Annotated in this window: 16 protein-coding genes; 11 read left to right on the forward strand and 5 right to left on the reverse strand. The window is 72.1% G+C overall.

Going from position 1 to position 14,896, the window contains the following annotated elements:
* Positions 1–415: 415 nt before the first annotated feature.
* Genes ACLJPY_RS43575 through ACLJPY_RS43595 form a run of 5 tightly spaced genes read left to right on the forward strand, consistent with a single transcriptional unit; the run spans position 416 to position 4,196 of the window.
* Positions 416–1,168 carry an SDR family oxidoreductase gene (locus ACLJPY_RS43575; protein ID WP_410596849.1) on the forward strand — a complete coding sequence of 251 codons (753 nt, stop codon included), beginning with the start codon at positions 416–418 and terminating at the stop codon, positions 1,166–1,168.
* Entirely contained in the window at positions 1,165–2,223 is a 1,059-nt protein-coding gene (locus ACLJPY_RS43580; RefSeq protein ID WP_410596850.1) for a phosphotransferase family protein, read from the forward strand. The genes ACLJPY_RS43575 and ACLJPY_RS43580 overlap by 4 nt, the downstream gene beginning before the upstream one ends.
* Positions 2,223–2,879, forward strand: coding sequence for a histidine phosphatase family protein (locus ACLJPY_RS43585; RefSeq protein WP_410596851.1), 657 nt, complete (start codon positions 2,223–2,225; stop codon positions 2,877–2,879). Before ACLJPY_RS43580 ends, ACLJPY_RS43585 begins: the two co-directional genes overlap by 1 nt.
* A gap of 10 nt (positions 2,880–2,889) precedes the next feature.
* Positions 2,890–3,807 (forward strand): SMP-30/gluconolactonase/LRE family protein, encoded by a 918-nt coding sequence (locus ACLJPY_RS43590; RefSeq protein WP_410596852.1) that lies wholly within the window; start codon positions 2,890–2,892, stop codon positions 3,805–3,807.
* Positions 3,807–4,196, forward strand: a complete 390-nt coding sequence (locus ACLJPY_RS43595) for a VOC family protein (protein ID WP_410596853.1) — start codon at positions 3,807–3,809, stop codon at positions 4,194–4,196. The genes ACLJPY_RS43590 and ACLJPY_RS43595 overlap by 1 nt, the downstream gene beginning before the upstream one ends.
* Positions 4,197–4,211: 15 nt before the next feature.
* On the opposite strand, the gene ACLJPY_RS43600 is transcribed toward ACLJPY_RS43595, so the two are convergent.
* Genes ACLJPY_RS43600 through ACLJPY_RS43615 form a run of 4 tightly spaced genes read right to left on the reverse strand, consistent with a single transcriptional unit; the run spans position 4,212 to position 7,984 of the window.
* Positions 4,212–5,039 carry an enoyl-CoA hydratase family protein gene (locus ACLJPY_RS43600; RefSeq protein WP_410596854.1) on the reverse strand — a complete coding sequence of 276 codons (828 nt, stop codon included), beginning with the start codon at positions 5,037–5,039 and terminating at the stop codon, positions 4,212–4,214.
* Entirely contained in the window at positions 5,036–5,728 is a 693-nt protein-coding gene (locus ACLJPY_RS43605; protein WP_410596855.1) for an SDR family NAD(P)-dependent oxidoreductase, read from the reverse strand. Before ACLJPY_RS43605 ends, ACLJPY_RS43600 begins: the two co-directional genes overlap by 4 nt.
* Complete coding sequence (locus ACLJPY_RS43610) at positions 5,725–7,239, reverse strand: benzoate-CoA ligase family protein (protein ID WP_410596856.1); 1,515 nt, start codon at positions 7,237–7,239, stop codon at positions 5,725–5,727. Before ACLJPY_RS43610 ends, ACLJPY_RS43605 begins: the two co-directional genes overlap by 4 nt.
* Entirely contained in the window at positions 7,232–7,984 is a 753-nt protein-coding gene (locus tag ACLJPY_RS43615) for a creatininase family protein (protein ID WP_410596857.1), read from the reverse strand. Before ACLJPY_RS43615 ends, ACLJPY_RS43610 begins: the two co-directional genes overlap by 8 nt.
* A gap of 48 nt (positions 7,985–8,032) precedes the next feature.
* Between ACLJPY_RS43615 and ACLJPY_RS43620 the strand changes: the two genes are divergently transcribed.
* The 5 genes from ACLJPY_RS43620 (at position 8,033) to ACLJPY_RS43640 (ending at position 12,861) form a co-directional block, all read left to right on the forward strand.
* Entirely contained in the window at positions 8,033–8,848 is an 816-nt protein-coding gene (locus ACLJPY_RS43620; RefSeq protein WP_410596858.1) for a PaaX family transcriptional regulator C-terminal domain-containing protein, read from the forward strand.
* Positions 8,845–9,639, forward strand: a complete 795-nt coding sequence (locus ACLJPY_RS43625) for a tryptophan 2,3-dioxygenase (RefSeq protein ID WP_410596859.1) — start codon at positions 8,845–8,847, stop codon at positions 9,637–9,639. Before ACLJPY_RS43620 ends, ACLJPY_RS43625 begins: the two co-directional genes overlap by 4 nt.
* Positions 9,636–10,829 carry a kynureninase gene (locus ACLJPY_RS43630; protein ID WP_410596860.1) on the forward strand — a complete coding sequence of 398 codons (1,194 nt, stop codon included), beginning with the start codon at positions 9,636–9,638 and terminating at the stop codon, positions 10,827–10,829. The genes ACLJPY_RS43625 and ACLJPY_RS43630 overlap by 4 nt, the downstream gene beginning before the upstream one ends.
* A gap of 161 nt (positions 10,830–10,990) precedes the next feature.
* Positions 10,991–12,064, forward strand: a complete 1,074-nt coding sequence (locus tag ACLJPY_RS43635; protein WP_410596861.1) for a Glu/Leu/Phe/Val dehydrogenase dimerization domain-containing protein — start codon at positions 10,991–10,993, stop codon at positions 12,062–12,064.
* Positions 12,061–12,861, forward strand: a complete 801-nt coding sequence (locus ACLJPY_RS43640) for a serine hydrolase (protein ID WP_410596862.1) — start codon at positions 12,061–12,063, stop codon at positions 12,859–12,861. The genes ACLJPY_RS43635 and ACLJPY_RS43640 overlap by 4 nt, the downstream gene beginning before the upstream one ends.
* On the opposite strand, the gene ACLJPY_RS43645 is transcribed toward ACLJPY_RS43640, so the two are convergent.
* Positions 12,846–13,790 carry a LysR substrate-binding domain-containing protein gene (locus tag ACLJPY_RS43645; protein ID WP_410596863.1) on the reverse strand — a complete coding sequence of 315 codons (945 nt, stop codon included), beginning with the start codon at positions 13,788–13,790 and terminating at the stop codon, positions 12,846–12,848. The genes ACLJPY_RS43640 and ACLJPY_RS43645 overlap by 16 nt on opposite strands.
* Before the next feature lie 83 nt (positions 13,791–13,873).
* On the opposite strand from ACLJPY_RS43645, the gene ACLJPY_RS43650 reads away from it, so the two are divergent.
* Positions 13,874–14,806: an MBL fold metallo-hydrolase gene (locus ACLJPY_RS43650; protein ID WP_410596864.1), complete on the forward strand. Its 933-nt coding sequence runs from the start codon at positions 13,874–13,876 to the stop codon at positions 14,804–14,806.
* Positions 14,807–14,896 lie beyond the last annotated feature (90 nt).

Genomic DNA, 14,896 nt, shown 5'->3' on the forward strand with positions numbered 1-14,896 from the left:
CCCGTGCCGTCCCCCGACGATTCCCGACACGGAGCACGTTAGCAGTTTTCGCCGCCTTCTCCGCCCCCTCTTCCGTCGTGCCGCCGGGACGCCCACTCGGGCGAACGGGCTAATACTGGCAACTGTGAACCATTGCCCCGGCCAGGGCGGACGCGCTTTCATGACTTGCCTGCGCCGGTGGCACCGCCTCCCCCTCACGGCCCACCCGGGCGCAGGCGTGACCGGCCGCGAGAGCGGTTCCGGCTCCGGTTCACCCGGCCGAGTTGTGCGACCGGCCGGTGTGGCCGCGCGATGACCGGTGGCCCGGCGACGCCCCCAGCGCCGGGCCACCGGTCTTGTTACCAGCGGGTAGCTCCGCCTTCCTCCCCGCCACCACCCTCAACGGAGGCGCTTCGCGCCGCTGTAAATTCCCAGCATGGTCGTCCGCAGGAACATCCTCATCACCGGCGCCAGCAGCGGGTTGGGCGAAGGAATGGCCCGCCAGTTCGCGGCTAAGGGGCGCAACCTCGCGCTGTGCGCCCGGCGCACCGAACGGCTCGAGAAGCTCGCCGCCGAGCTCACCGCGGCCCACCCGGGCATCACGGTCGTCACGCGCACCCTCGACGTCACCGACCACGACCGCGTCTTCGCCGTCTTCGAGGAGTTCCGCGCCGAACTGGGGTCCCTCGACCGGGTGATTGTGAACGCCGGGCTCGGGAAGGGGCAGCGGGTCGGCACCGGCCGCTTCGACGCCAACCGCCAGACCCTCGAAGTCAACTTCGTCGCGGCGGCCGCCCAGATCGAGGCCGCCGCCGGGATCTTCCGCGCCCAGGGCGCCGGCCACCTCGCCGTCATCTCCTCCTTCAGCGCGCTCCGCCCGTTCCCGGGCAACCTCACCGCGTACGCCGCTTCGAAGGCCGGCATCTCGGCGTTCGTCGACGGCGCCCGGCTGGAGCTGAAGCGCAAGGGCATCGCCGTCACCGACGTCCGGCCCGGCTACATCGAGTCGGAGATGAACGACCGGATCGGCCGCAACCCGTTGCTCGTCAAGGCCGAGACCGGTGCCCGGGCGCTGGCCAAGGCGATCGAGGCCGAGCCGCGCCGCGCCTACGTCCCGGCGTGGCCGTGGGTGCCGCTGAGCGTCGTGATGCGCGTGGTGCCGGCCGGGCTGCTGCGGAAGTTCGCGTGAACGCCCCGGTCGAGGTCCGCGCGGAGGACGCCTTCGACGCGGCCGCGGTGCACGCCTGGCTCCGCGGGAAGGTCGAGGGCCTCGGCGACGAACCGCCGCACGTCCGGCAGTTCCCCGGCGGCGCGTCCAACCTGACCTACCTGCTCGCCTACCCGGACCGCGAGCTGATCCTGCGCCGCCCGCCCGCGGGGCACAAGGCGGCGTCCGCGCACGACATGCGGCGCGAATACCGCGTCCAGCACGCGCTGAAGCCGGTGTTCCCGTACGTGCCGCGCATGGTCGCCTTCGGCGACGACCCGGCCGTGCTCGGCGGCGACTTCTACGTCATGGAGAAGCTCGACGGGCTGATCCTGCGCGGCGACCTGCCGCCCGGCACGACACTGACGCCGGAGCAGGCGCGCGAGCTGTCCGGCCGGGTCGTCGACCGGCTGGTCGACCTGCACGCCGTCGACGTGGCGAAGGCGGGGCTCGCCGACCTCGGCAAGGGCGCCGGGTACGTCGAGCGGCAGCTGCGCGGCTGGTCGGAGCGGTACGTCGCCGCGCGCACGGACAACGTCGGCGACTTCGCCGAGGTGCGCGCGTGGCTGGCCGCGAACCAGCCCGCCGAGGTCGAGATCTGCTTGATCCACAACGACTACCGGCTCGACAACCTGGTACTGGACGGCCCGTCGACGCTGAACATCACCGGCGTCCTCGACTGGGAGATGGCCACGCTCGGCGACCCGCTGATGGAGCTGGGCAGCATGCTCGCCTACTGGGTCGAGGCCGGGGACGACGACGTGATGCAGGCGAGCCGCCGCCAGCCGACCCACCTGCCCGGCATGTTCACCCGCGAAGAGTTCGTTGCGCGCTACGCCGAAAAGACCGGGCTGTCGGTCGGCGACTGGCGGTTCTACGAGGTCTACGGCCTGTTCCGGCTCGCCGCGGTCCTGCAGCAGCTGTACCGGCGGTATTCCGACGGGGCGACCCGCAACCCGGCGTTCAAGGACTTCTGGCAGTTCGTCGGGTACCTCGACTGGCGCTGCCGGGAGATCATCGCGAAGGGGAGCGTGTAGTGGGCGCGATCTACCTGGTCCGGCACGGGCAGGCGTCCTTCGGGGCTTCGGACTACGACGCGCTGTCCCCGCGCGGCTTCGAGCAGTCCACTGTGGTCGGTGCGGAACTGCTGCGGCGCGGGGTGGTCTTCAGCCAGGTCCGCTCGGGTTCGCTGGCCCGGCAGCGTGACACCGCGGCGACGGCGCTGAAGGCGCTCGGCACCGACGTCCCGGTGGTCGAAGACCCGCGCTGGAACGAGTACGACCACGTCGACATCGCCCGCCACCACGCCGGCGGGGCGCGGCAGGAGGATTCGCGCGCGTACCAGAGCGTGCTCGACGCGGCTTTGACCGCGTGGACCTCGGCCGGCGCGGACGGGCCGTGCGCCGAGCCGTGGCCGGCGTTCCTCGCGCGCTGCCGGGACGCGCTCGCCGACGTCGTCGCGTCGCTCGGCAAGGGCGAGCACGCGGTCGTGTTCACCTCTGGTGGCGTGATCGCCACGATCTGCGGCCTGCTCATGGGCACGCCCGAGACGGGCCTGCTCAAGCTCAACCGCGTCACGGTCAACGGCGGGATCACCAAGCTGGTGTCCGGGCGCGGCGGCGTCACGCTGCTGTCGTTCAACGAGCACCCGCACTTCGAGGCCGACGCGGCTTCGCTGCTCACCTACCGGTAGGAGACGCTCGATGGAGTTCGGCGAGGTCACGCTGTACCCGGTGAACGGCCACGGGCCGGAGGACGTCGTCGTCGACGGCGAAGGCCGGATCTACACCGGCGTCGACGACGGCCGGATCCTGCGCCTGTCGCCCGACGGCCAGCACATCGACGTCATCGCCGACACCGGCGGCCGCCCGCTCGGCCTGGAGCTCTTCGGCGAGGACGAGCTGCTGGTCTGCGACGCGCGGGCCGGGCTGCTGGTGGTCCCGCTGGCGGGCGGCGCACCTTCGGTGCTGGCGACCGCCGCGCTGGGCCTGGACTTCGTGTTCTGCAACAACGCGGCCGTCGCTTCGGACGGGACGATCTACTTCACGGACTCCTCCCGCCGCTTCGGCATCGACAACTGGCGCGACGACCTGATCGAGCAGACGGCGGGCGGCCGGCTGCTGCGCCGCTCCCCGGACGGCGCGATCGACCTGCTCCTCGACGGCCTCCAGTTCGCGAACGGCGTCGCACTGGCCCCGGACGAGTCGTTCGTGGCGGTGGCCGAGACCGGCGCGTGCCGCGTGTCGCGGGTGTGGCTTCCCGACGGCCGCACCGACGTGTTCGTCGACGGCCTCTGGGGCTTTCCGGACAACATTTCGACGGGCACGGACGGCCTGATCTGGATCACGCAGGCGTCGCCGAAGGTGGCGGCCCTCGACGTCGTCCGGCGGTTGCCGGGGTTCCTGCGGGCGGGCATCCGGCGCCTGCCGACGTCGTTGCAGCCGAGCCCGGGCCGCGAGGTCGGCGTGCTGGGCGTCGCGGCGGACGGCGGAGTGGTGCGCGAGCTGCGCGGCGAGATCGACGGCTTCCACATGCTGGTGGGCGTCCGCGAGTGGCGCGGACGGCTGTATTTCGGCTCTTTGGAGGAGTCGGCGATCGCGGTGACGCCTACCATCGGGTGATGCTGAGCAACGTCCGGATCGAAGTGCGCATCCCCACCCAGGACCTCGCCCGAGCTCGGCGCTGGTACGCGGAGAAGCTCGGTCTCGAAGCGGTCGAGGAACGCGAAGGCGGCCTGCGGTACGAAGGAGCGTCGGGGGTGTTCTGCCTGTACGCCTCTTCGGGTGTCTCCGATGGGTCCTTCACCCAGGCCGGCTTCTACGTGGACGACCTCGAATCGACGGTCGCGGTGCTGCGCGAGCGCGGTGTCGTGTTCGAGGAGTACGAGGGCATGCGCGGCGGGATCATGGACATCCGCGGCAACTACCCGAGCAAGGGCAGCGGCGAGCGGGCCGCCTGGTTCCGCGACAGCGAGGGGAACCTGATCGGGTTGGCGGAAGTGGTGCCCTGACCCGCGATGCGCCCGTCAGCGGCCCGTCCAGCGCGGCTCCCGGCCCGCCGACCAAGCCGCGTAGAACTCCTTGTGGTCCTTCGCCGTCATCAGCAGGGCCTGCGTGATCGCCTCCAGCTCGATCGCGCTGCCCAGGTCCATGTCCAGCTCGCGGGTCAGCAGCACCTTCGTCGTCGCGTACGCCAGTGCCGGGCCGTCCGCCAGCCGCCGCGCCAAGGCCGCAGCCGTGGAAGCCAGCGAAGCGTCGGGAACCACCTGCGAAGCCAACCCGATCTCCGAGGCACGCGAAGCCGAAACCTTGTCCCCGAGGATCAGCAGCTCGGTCGCCCGGCCCAGGCCCACCAGGCGCGGCAGCAGGTACGCCGAGCCCATGTCCGCGCCCGCCAGGCCCACCTTCGTGAACAGGAACGCGAACTTCGCCGACTCCGCCAGCAGCCGGAAGTCGCTCGCCAGCGCGATCACCGAACCCGCGCCCGCCGCCACGCCGTTCACCGCCGCGATCACCGGGAGCGGGCACTCGCGCAGGGCCTTCACCACCGCGCCCGTCATGCGGGTGAACTCCAGCAGCTGAGCCGTCTCGAACTTCTGCAGCTCGCCGATGATCTCCTCGACGTCGCCGCCCGAACAGAACCCGCGGCCCTCGCCCGTGATCACCAGCACCCGCACGTCCTCGTGCTGCGGGAGCTCGATCACCAGGTCACGCAGGTCGGCGTACACGTCGAAGGTCAGCGCGTTCAGCTTCGCCGGGCGGGTGAACGTCACCGTGGCCACCCCGTCGGCCACCTCGAAGCCGAAGTGCTCCCAATCACGGGTCAGCGGGGCGGATGCGCGGAACGGGCTCATGACTGGATTCCTCCGCCGTCGAGTACGAGGGTCTGGCCGTTGATCGCGGCGGCCTCCGGGGCCGCCAGGAAAGCCACCGCGAACGCCACCTCGGCCGGTTCCAGGAGCCGGCCGAGCGGGGACGCCGACGCCAAGGCCGCCTCCGCGTCCGATGTGGACCGTCCGGACCGGGAGACGATCCGCGCCACCGAGGTCGCCGTCATGTCCGTGCGGACGAACGCCGGGCAGACCGCGTTCGCCGTGACGCCCGTGCCGGCCAGCTCCGCCGCCACCGCGCGCACCAAGCCCACCGCCGCGTGCTTCGACGCGGTGTACCCCGCCGTGTAGCGGTAGCCGACGTGGGAGGCCGTCGACGCGACCGTGACGATCCGGCCGCTGTCGCGCGAGCGCATGCCGTCCAGCACCGCGCGCGTGCACAGGAACGCACCCGTCGCGTTCACCTCGAGCTGGGAATGCCAATCGTCCAGCGAAGTCCGCGAAACCGGTGCGCTCGACGAGATCCCGGCGTTGTTCACCAGGACGTCCACCGGGCCCGCCGCAGCGAAATACGCCGCCACCGCGGCCTCGTCGGTCACGTCGCACTCCGCGCGGCCCGGCGCCAGCACGGTGTCGCCGGCGGACCGGAACCGGTCCGCGATCGCCGCGCCGATGCCGCGGGTGCCGCCCGTCACCACCACCAGGCGGCTCACGGGCGGGCCACCAGGGCTCGGCGGTCCAGCTTTCCGTTGGCCGTGCGGGGGAGTTCCGCCATGAAGACCACCTCGCGGGGGTACTTGTGCTTGGCCAGGTGCGCTTTCGCGTGCGCCTTGAGTTCCTCGGCGGACACCGGGGAGCGCACCACCACGTACGCGCGCGGCACGACCAGGCCGTCGACCTCGTGGCCGACCACCGCGCAGTCCACCACGGCGGCGTGGCCGAGCAGGCAGTCCTCGATCTCGCCGGGCGCGACGAACACGCCGCCGACCTTGAGCAGCGCGTCGGCGCGGCCGTGGTGGCGGAAGTACCCGTCGGGCGACCGGCTGAAGAGGTCACCGGAGGTCAGCGTGTCGCCGTCGAACGTCCGCGCCGACTTCTCCGGGTCGCCGTAGTACTCCAGCGCGATGGTCGGCCCGGTCACCCGCAGCGGCCCGATTTCCCCGTCGGCCAACGGGTTCCCGAGCTCGTCGACCACCTCGGCGGTGTACCCGGGCACGGGGGTGCCCAGTGTGCCCACGCGGGCGGCACCGGGGCGGTTCGACAGGTAGATGTGGTACGCCTCGGACGAGCCGATCCCGTCCACCACCGGCACCCCGAAGGCCGCGTCCCACCGGCGGTGCAGCTCCGGCGGCAGCGCTTCGCCCGCCGACGTCGTCATCCGCAGGCAGCTCAGGTCCTGCTCCGCCGCGGCCGGGTGGGCGACCATCGCGCTCATCATCGTCGGCACGTTGACCAGGACGGTCGGCCGGTGGCGGGCGATCAGCTCGAACACCAGGTCCGCCGTGCTGCGCTCGGGGAACGCGATGCCCGCCGCGCCGACGCCGAACGGGAACAGCGCCACCAGATCCCGTGCGTAGCCGAAGAACAGCTTGGGCACGGCCAGGACCCGATCGTCCTCGCGCAGCCCGAGCACCCCGGCGGCGTACCGCTCGAAGCTCTCCAGCGGGCTGCGCAGGGGGTGCACGCACGCCTTGGGCGCCCCCGTGCTGCCGGTGGTGAACTTCCAGATGCCGACGTCGTCCACAGTGGTCGGTGCGGCGGCCAAGGTGTCCGGTGCGGCGTCGACCAGTGTCCGGAATGGACGTTCGCCGGGAAGCAGGTCGGCTTCGGGCACCCCGGTGACGAGCAGTCCGGTCGCGCCCGCGGCGCGCAGCGCGGGCAGGGTGACGGCGTCCGCGAGCACCACCACGGCCTCGGTGTACCCGAGGTAGTACGCGTAGTCCTTGGGCTGCAGGAACGGGTAGACCTCGGCGGTGACCGCGCCGATCTTCTGGGCACCGTACCAGGCCGCGACGAACTCCTCGCCGTCGCTCAACGCCAGCAGGACCCGCTGTCCTTTCCGGACTCCGGCGTCGAGCAGCACGTTCCCCACGCGGTTCGCCAGCGCCGCGAGCGACGCGTAGCTGATCGCCCGGTCCCCGGCGAACAGCGCGGTCCGGTCGCCCCGCCCCTCGGCCACGTGCCGGTCGAGGAAGTGCGTGGCGAGGTTGAACGGCTCACTCACGGGCCAGCTCCCGGATCGCTTCCACCAGCAGGTCGGTCAACGTCGAGAACGTCTCTTCGCCTTCGGCCGCGGTCGCCTCGGCCGGGGCACCGCAGTACGCGTCGGTCATCCCCAGCGCGAGGAAACCGCCGTCGGCGGGGGCCGACGCCAGGCTGACCGGGACGTGCGGCAGCGTCCGCATCAGCGTCTGGTCCACCAGTTCGGGCCGGTCGGCCAGCACCAGCGACGTCTCGTACCGCCCCGCGTGGCACTCGCCCGACCGGAACTCCTCGGTCAGCCGCTGCGCGTGCCGCCGCCGGACCAGGTCGAGCAGGGCGACGCGGCCGTCGTAGGCGAAGTTCAGCGTCTCGGCCGCCCGCCGCAGCGTCACCAGGTGCGCGGGCTCGAAGTGGTTGTTGACCAGCAGGATCCGGCGCAGGCGCTGGCCGATCAGCGCCGCGCCGATGTCGACGAGCAGCGAGTGCAGCGTCTCTTCGCCGACGTGGATGCCGCCGGCGAACCCGGCCGCGAACCGCGTCACGCCGTAGGGCACCTCGGGCAGGACCAGGACGTGGACGTCTTCGTCGGCGGCCAGGCGGGAAGCCGCGCGTTCGCACATCCCGCGCGAAATCAGCGGGTCCGTGCCCAGCGGCGCGTGCGGACCGTGGGGCTCGACCGCCCCCAGCGGGAGCAGCAGCACCGGGACGCGGGGGCCGTCCGCGAGGTCGGCCACCTGCCGCGAGCTGAGGTCCGCGAAGTACGTCACGCAAATCAAGCTACACCGCAGCGGCCTGAGGTGTATAGAGTTGCGCCCATGCCCGGAGACGCCTTCGAAGCCAGCCCGCAAGAGCTGGTCATGACGTTGCTGGGCAGCTACGTGCACCCGCGCGAGACCCGCCGGGTGTGGTCGGGCGGCCTGGTCGCGGTGCTCGCCGAGCTGGGCTTCTCCGACGGTGCCGCCCGGATCGCGCTCACCCGCCTGGTGCGCCGCGGCCTGCTGCAGCGCCACCGCGAAGGCCGGACCGTGCACTACTCGCTGACCCGGCGCACCACCGCCCTGCTCGCCGATGGTGACCACCGGATCTTCTCCCTCGGCCGCCGCGAGCGCGCCGCGGGCGAGTGGACGGTGCTGTGGCAGAGCATCCCCGAGAGCCGCCGCCAAGCCAGGGAACGCCTGGTCCGGCGGCTGCGGTTCCTCGGCTTCGGGCCTTACCAGGACGGCACGTGGATCGCCCCGCACGACCGCGAGGCCGAGGTCGTCGCCCTGCTCGGCGAGCTCGACGTCACCGAGCACGCGGGGCTGCTGCTCGGCCGCCCGTCGGCCGCGTTGGACGTCCGCCGGTTCGCCGGGCGGGCCTGGGACCTCGACGACCTGGCCGCGCGGTACGCCGCGTTCGTCGGCCAGTTCGGCGGGTACGCGGGCCGGGAACCGCCGGACGCCGAGGCGTTCGAGGTGCGCACCCGGCTGGTGCACACCTTCCGCATGTTCCCGTCGCTCGACCCGGAACTGCCCGCCGGCCTGGTGCCGGCCCCGGACTGCCGCGCGGCGGCCGTCGAGCTGTTCCACGACTTGTACACCGCGCTCGCGCAACCCGCTCAGCGCCACTTCGACGAGGTGACCCGAGGATGACCGAACCCAGCCAAGCGACCCAGGAAGCCCTGAGCTACACCTCGTACCTCGGGCTGGACGACGTGCTGAACGCGCAGCGCCTGCGCTCCGACGAACACGACGAGCTGCTGTTCATCGTGATCCACCAGGTGTACGAGCTGTGGTTCAAGCAGATCCTGCACGAAGCCGAATTCCTCCAGCGGAACCTGGAAAAGGGCAGCACCGCGCACTCGATCCGGACGTTGCGCCGGATCCTGACGATCCTCAAGGTCGCGGTCGCGCAGATCGACGTGCTGGAAACCATGACGCCGAGCCAGTTCACCAGTTTCCGCGCCCGTTTGGACGCTTCGAGCGGCTTCCAGTCGGCCCAGTTCCGCGAGCTGGAAGCGGTGCTCGGCCGCCGTGACGAGCGCGTGTTCGCGCACTACCCCGAGGGCGGGGAGCAGCGGAAACGCATTGCCGAAGCGATGGCGCGCCCGTCGTTGTTCGACTCTTTTCTCACCTATCTCAAGGTTTCTGGCTACGCCGTCGAGTGTGACCGAGACGTCACTCGCTCGGTGGAGCCGTCCCCGGCCCTGCAGGCGATATTGCTGGACGTGTACAGCGACGACGGGGGACCCTCGGTCGTCGCGGAGTGTCTGGTCGATCTCGACGAAGGGATGCAGGAGTGGCGCTACCGGCACGTGAAGATGGTCGAACGCACCATCGGCGACAAGACCGGGACGGGAGGATCATCCGGCGCGACCTACCTGCGTACCACGCTTTTCCAGCCGATGTTCCCGGATCTCTGGGCCGTACGGAGCCGACTGTGACCACATTGGACGACCTGCGCGCGGACCACAACGTCCTCGCCGCGCACTACACCCGGTTCGCGGTGGCCGACCGCCTCCTGCTGTCCGGGCACTCGCACCAGGCCTGGCCGGACGTCGCCGAGGAGGGGCTCCTGGAGTCCTTCGCCGACGCCGCCCGCGACGTCGACGGCAAGTGGGAGCGCGCCTTCGCCAAGGCGGACGAGCTGCGCGCGGGCTTCCGCGTGCTGCTCGGCGACCCGCACGGCGAGTACGCGCTCGGCGCGAGCACGCACGACCTCGTGCTGCGCTTCCTGTCGGCGATGGAGCTGCCGCGCCGGCCGCGGCTGGTGACCACCGACGGCGAGTTCCACACCCTCCGCCGTCAGCTCGCCCGCCTCGAAGAGGAGGGCGTCGAGGTGGTCCGGGTGCCGCTCGACCCGGTCACGACGCTCGCCGAGCGCGTCGCCGGCGAGGTGAACGACGACACCGCGGCCGTGCTCGTCTCCGCGGTCCTCTTCGAGACGTCGAGGCTGGTACCCGGCCTGGCGCACCTCGCCGACGTCTGCCGCGGCCGCTCGATCGAACTCGTCGTCGACGCCTACCACGCGCTCGGCGTCGTGCCGTTCCCGCTGCACGACCTCGGGCTCACCAACGCGTGGGTGCTCGGCGGCGGCTACAAGTACCTGCAGCTGGGCGAGGGCAACTGCTTCCTGCGGCTGCCCGCGCACGCCCAGGAGCTGCGGCCGGTGATCACCGGCTGGTACGCCGAGTTCGGCGCGCTGGCCGACGAGCGCCACCCCGGCGCCGTCCCGTACGCCATTGGCGGCGACCGGTTCGCCGGCGCCACCTACGACCCGGCCAGCCACTACCGCGGCGTCCGGGTCCAGCGGTTCTTCGCCGAGCACGGGCTCACGCCGGAGTTCCTGCGCGCGGTGTCGCAGCACCAGGTGGGCCTGCTCGCGGAGGTGTTCGACTCGCTCGGGTTGCCCGAGCACGTCGTGACGCGTGATCGCGAGACGCCGCTGGACCGGATCGGCGGGTTCCTCTCGCTGCGCTGCGCCGACGCCGCCGGGCTGCAGGCGGCGCTGGCCGCCGAGGGCGTCCGGACCGACAGCCGGGGACCGTACCTGCGCTTCGGGCCCGCGCCGTACCTGTCGGACACCCAGCTCGAGACGGCGATGCGCACCCTCGGCAAGGTGATCGCGGGCTGATTACCGGTCCGTATCGCGAGACCTCCACTGGTTTCGAGATCACCGGCGATCTAGGTTGGTGCCGGGTACCCGAGCGGACGACCTCCGCCCCGGGTTCCCGCCCACCCGTGAAGCGCGTCCCGGCCACGAAACCGGGCGCGGATGACAAAGGAGTCACCACCGTGACCGAAGGAGTGTTCGCCCGGGGCACCGGGCACGAACAGGTCGTGTACTGCCACGACCAGGCCAGTGGCCTGAAGGCCATCATCGGCATCTACTCCACCGCGCTCGGCCCCGCCCTCGGCGGGACGCGCTTCCACCCCTACGCCACCGAAGCCGACGCGCTCGACGACGTCCTCGCGCTGTCCAAGGGCATGGCGTACAAGAACGCCCTCGCCGGGCTCGACCTCGGCGGTGGCAAGGCCGTCATCATCGGCGACCCGAAGACGCTCAAGTCCGAAGCGCTGCTGCGCGCGTACGGGCGCTTCGTGCAGTCCCTGGGCGGCCGCTACATCACGGCGTGCGACGTGGGCACGTACGTGCAGGACATGGACGTCGTGGCCCGCGAGTGCCGGTACGTCACCGGGCGCTCGCCCGAGGACGGCGGCGCCGGCGACTCCTCCGTGCTGACCGCGTTCGGCGTCTTCCAGGGCATGCGGGCCTCGGCCGAGCACGTCTGGGGCACCCCGGACCTGGCGGGCAAGCGCGTCGGCGTGGCCGGCGTCGGCAAGGTCGGCCACATCCTCGTCGGGCACCTCGTGGAGGCGGGTGCGCAGGTCACGATCACCGACGTCCACGAACCGGCGATCGAGCGCACCCGCTCGATCCACCCGGACGTGCAGATCGCGTCCGATGTGGACACGCTGCTGCGCTCGGAGCTCGACGTCTTCGCGCCGTGCGCGCTCGGCGGGGTCCTGAACGACGAAACCGTGCCGGTCCTGGGCGCCCGGATCGTCTGCGGCGCGGCGAACAACCAGCTCGCGCACGCGGGCATCGACAAGCAGCTCGCCGACCGCGGCGTCCTGTACGCCCCGGACTACCTGGTGAACGCGGGCGGCGTGATCCAGGTCGACGACGAGCGCCACGGCTTCGACTTCGAGCGCGCGAAGCGCAAGACCACGGCCATCTACGACACGACGAAGGCCGTGTTCGCGCTGGCCGACGCCGACGGCGTGCCCCCGGCAACGGCGGCCGACCGCCTCGCGGAGCGGCGGATGGCGGAGGTCGGGCGGCTGCGGTCCATCATGACCGGGTGACTCCCGAAGAGATCTTCGCGGCGGCGGGCGTGCAGGGGTTCCTGCACGCCCGCCGTCTCGGTTCGGCGGACGAGCTCGGCTGGGCCGCGGATGCGCCGGTGGTGCTGGCGTCCGTGGTGAAGGTGCCGCTGGCGTTCGAGTTCGCGCGCCAGGTGGCGGCCGGGCAGCTGGATCCGGCCGGCCGCGTGCGGGCTTCGGCGGCGGACCGCCTGGGCGGGACCGGTTCGGCGGGGTTCGCGGACGACGTTTCCTACAGCCTGCGGGACGCGGCACTGCTCGCACTGACGGTGTCCGACAACACGGCGGCGGACCTGCTGTTCGACCGCGTCGGCGTCGACAACGTCCGGTCGCTGCTGGCCGAGCTCGGCCTGACGCGCACGACGGTGATCGGTGCGCCGCGGGACGTGCTGCGCACGATCGTCGAGGACACGTCGGCCGGGGTACCGCTGCGGGCGCTCGACCCGCTGCGGACGTCCGCGACCACGCCCCGCGACATGACGACGCTGCTGGCGGCGATCTGGGCCGGCGACGTCGGCGCGCCGGTCCGCGGGTGGATGTCGGCGCAGGTCAGCTGGCACCGGCTGACGGCGGGCTTCCCGCCGGAGGTGGCCGTGGCGGGCAAGACGGGCACGATGCCGGGGATCCGCAACGAAATCGGCGTCGCGACCTATCCGGACGGTGCCGCTTACGCGGTCGCGGTGTTCACCGCCGGCGGAGCGGAAACGTTGCGGCGCCCGGACATCGACCGCGCGATCGGCGATGCCGCGCGCACGGCGGTCGATCAGCTGCGGTCGTAGAAGACGTCCCACGGCCGGGGCTCCGCCGGCGGCGGTACCAGCCGCGAGACGCCGTCGTCCTGCAGGATCCCGGCCGCGATCCCGGCGAGCCCGGCCGCCTGCGGGTGCGGGCTGACCGACGGCCACGCGAACGCCAGCCGGGTCCGCAGCACCTCGCCTTCGAGCGGCCGCCAGACCACCCGCGGTTCCCGGCGGACGTCCGGCTCGAAGGCGACGCCGTGCCCGGCCAGCACCAGGCCGAGGACGAATTCGGGGTTGCGGGCGTGGCGGACCGACGCCGGCCGGAACCCGTGTTCCCAGCAGGTGCGCAGCAGCGCGTCGTAACTGCCCGGCGCGGCCGCGCGCGGGGTGTGGACCAGGCCTTCCCCGGCCAGGTCGGCCAGGGAAAGCGCGGCCCGGCGGGCGAGCGGCGAGTCACGGGGCAGTACCACGCCGAGCGGGGTGTCGACGACCGGCCCGAGGTCGAGGCCGACCACGTCCACCGGCAGGTGCAGCAGGCCGGCGTCGAGTTCGCGGTCGGCCAGCAGCCGCGCCTGCTCGGCGGTGGTGAGCTCCTGCAGGTCCAGCCGCACGGCCGGGAAGGCGTCGGCGAACTTCGTCAGGATCGCGGCCAGCACCCGGCCGGGCAGGTCCGGCGGCACGCCCGCGCGCAGGCTGTCGAGCTCCCCGCGTTCGGCCTTCACGACCAGCGCCGTCATGCGGTCCCAGCGGGAGAGGAGGTCGCGAGCTTCGTTGCGCAGCACTTCGCCGGCTTCGGTGAGCGTGACGCGGCGGCCGCGGTCGAACAGCTTCGCGTCCAACTCGGCTTCGAGCCGCTTGATGCGCTGGCTCAACGGCGGCTGCGCGATCCCGAGCCGGTCGGCGGCCCGGCCGAAGTGCAGTTCGTCGGCGACGACGAGGAAGTACCGCAGCGAACGGAGGTGGTCCACGCTGCGACGATAGCCGTTCGCCTATCGACATGTCGCCGTCGCGATCTTGGACAAGCTTCCGTGCCGCGTGGTCGGGTGGGGCCATGGAGACAGGAATCAGCAGGCGCGGGCTGTTCGGCGCGGGCGCGGCGGCCGCGGCGATCCTCGCGGGCGCACCGGCCGTCGCGCGCGGGGCTTCGGCCTCCGGGATGACGTTGCGCTGGTGGGGGAACAACGGCTGGGAGATCCGCATCGGGGCGAAGACGGTCCTGATCGACCCGTGGCTGACGAGGTTCGAGACGGGCACGTACACCCCGGCGGGCGCGGACCCGCGCACGCCGCTTTCGGTGAACCGCGAGCTGATCGACGGGTACCTGGACCGCGGCTACCTGCACGCGGACCACATCCTGGTGACCCACGGCCACTACGACCACCTGACCGACGTCCCGTACCTGGCTCAGCGCACGGGCGCGACGGTGATGGGCACCGAGACCCATTTGAGTCTCATGGCGGCGCTGGGCGCACCCGAGGACCAGCTGGCCATCGCCACCGGCGGCGAGAACCTGACCTTCGACGGCTACTCGATCCGGGTGCTGCGGTCCCTGCATTCGGCGACGGGCCCCCGGGCGCAGGTGGCCTTCCCGGGCACGCGGCCGCTGTCCCGCCGCGACCGCCCGCGGGTGATCTCGGACCTGCTGGAGGGCGGCACGCTGGCGTACGCGGTGTCCGGCGGCGGTGCGAGCGTGCTCGACTTCGGCGGCTCGAACTACGTCGAGTCCGAGCTGGCGGGCCTGCGGCCGGACGTGCTGCTGCTGCCACCGGGCGGCGCGAAGGTGACGGACTACGTGCCGCGGGTGTTGCGAACGCTGGGAAACCCCCGCTGGGTGGCGGCGACGCACTGGGATGACTTCGACCTGCCGCTGGGCCAGGCCAACGACCCGAACGGGGGACTGGAGGTGCTGCACAAGGCGGTGGCGGCGGCGAGCCCGGAAAGCGGGTTCGTGGTACTGGACCACCTCGGCGAGTTCACGCCCTAGCGGGTTGTCCACAGCCTCGCCGTGATGTGGACGAACAAGCCGCCCGAAGGGTTTTCGGGCGGCTTTGTCGGCGCGGGGCGATAGACTGGA

This window comes from Amycolatopsis sp. lyj-23 (genome assembly GCF_046549135.1).
Classification (GTDB): Bacteria; Actinomycetota; Actinomycetes; order Mycobacteriales; family Pseudonocardiaceae; genus Amycolatopsis.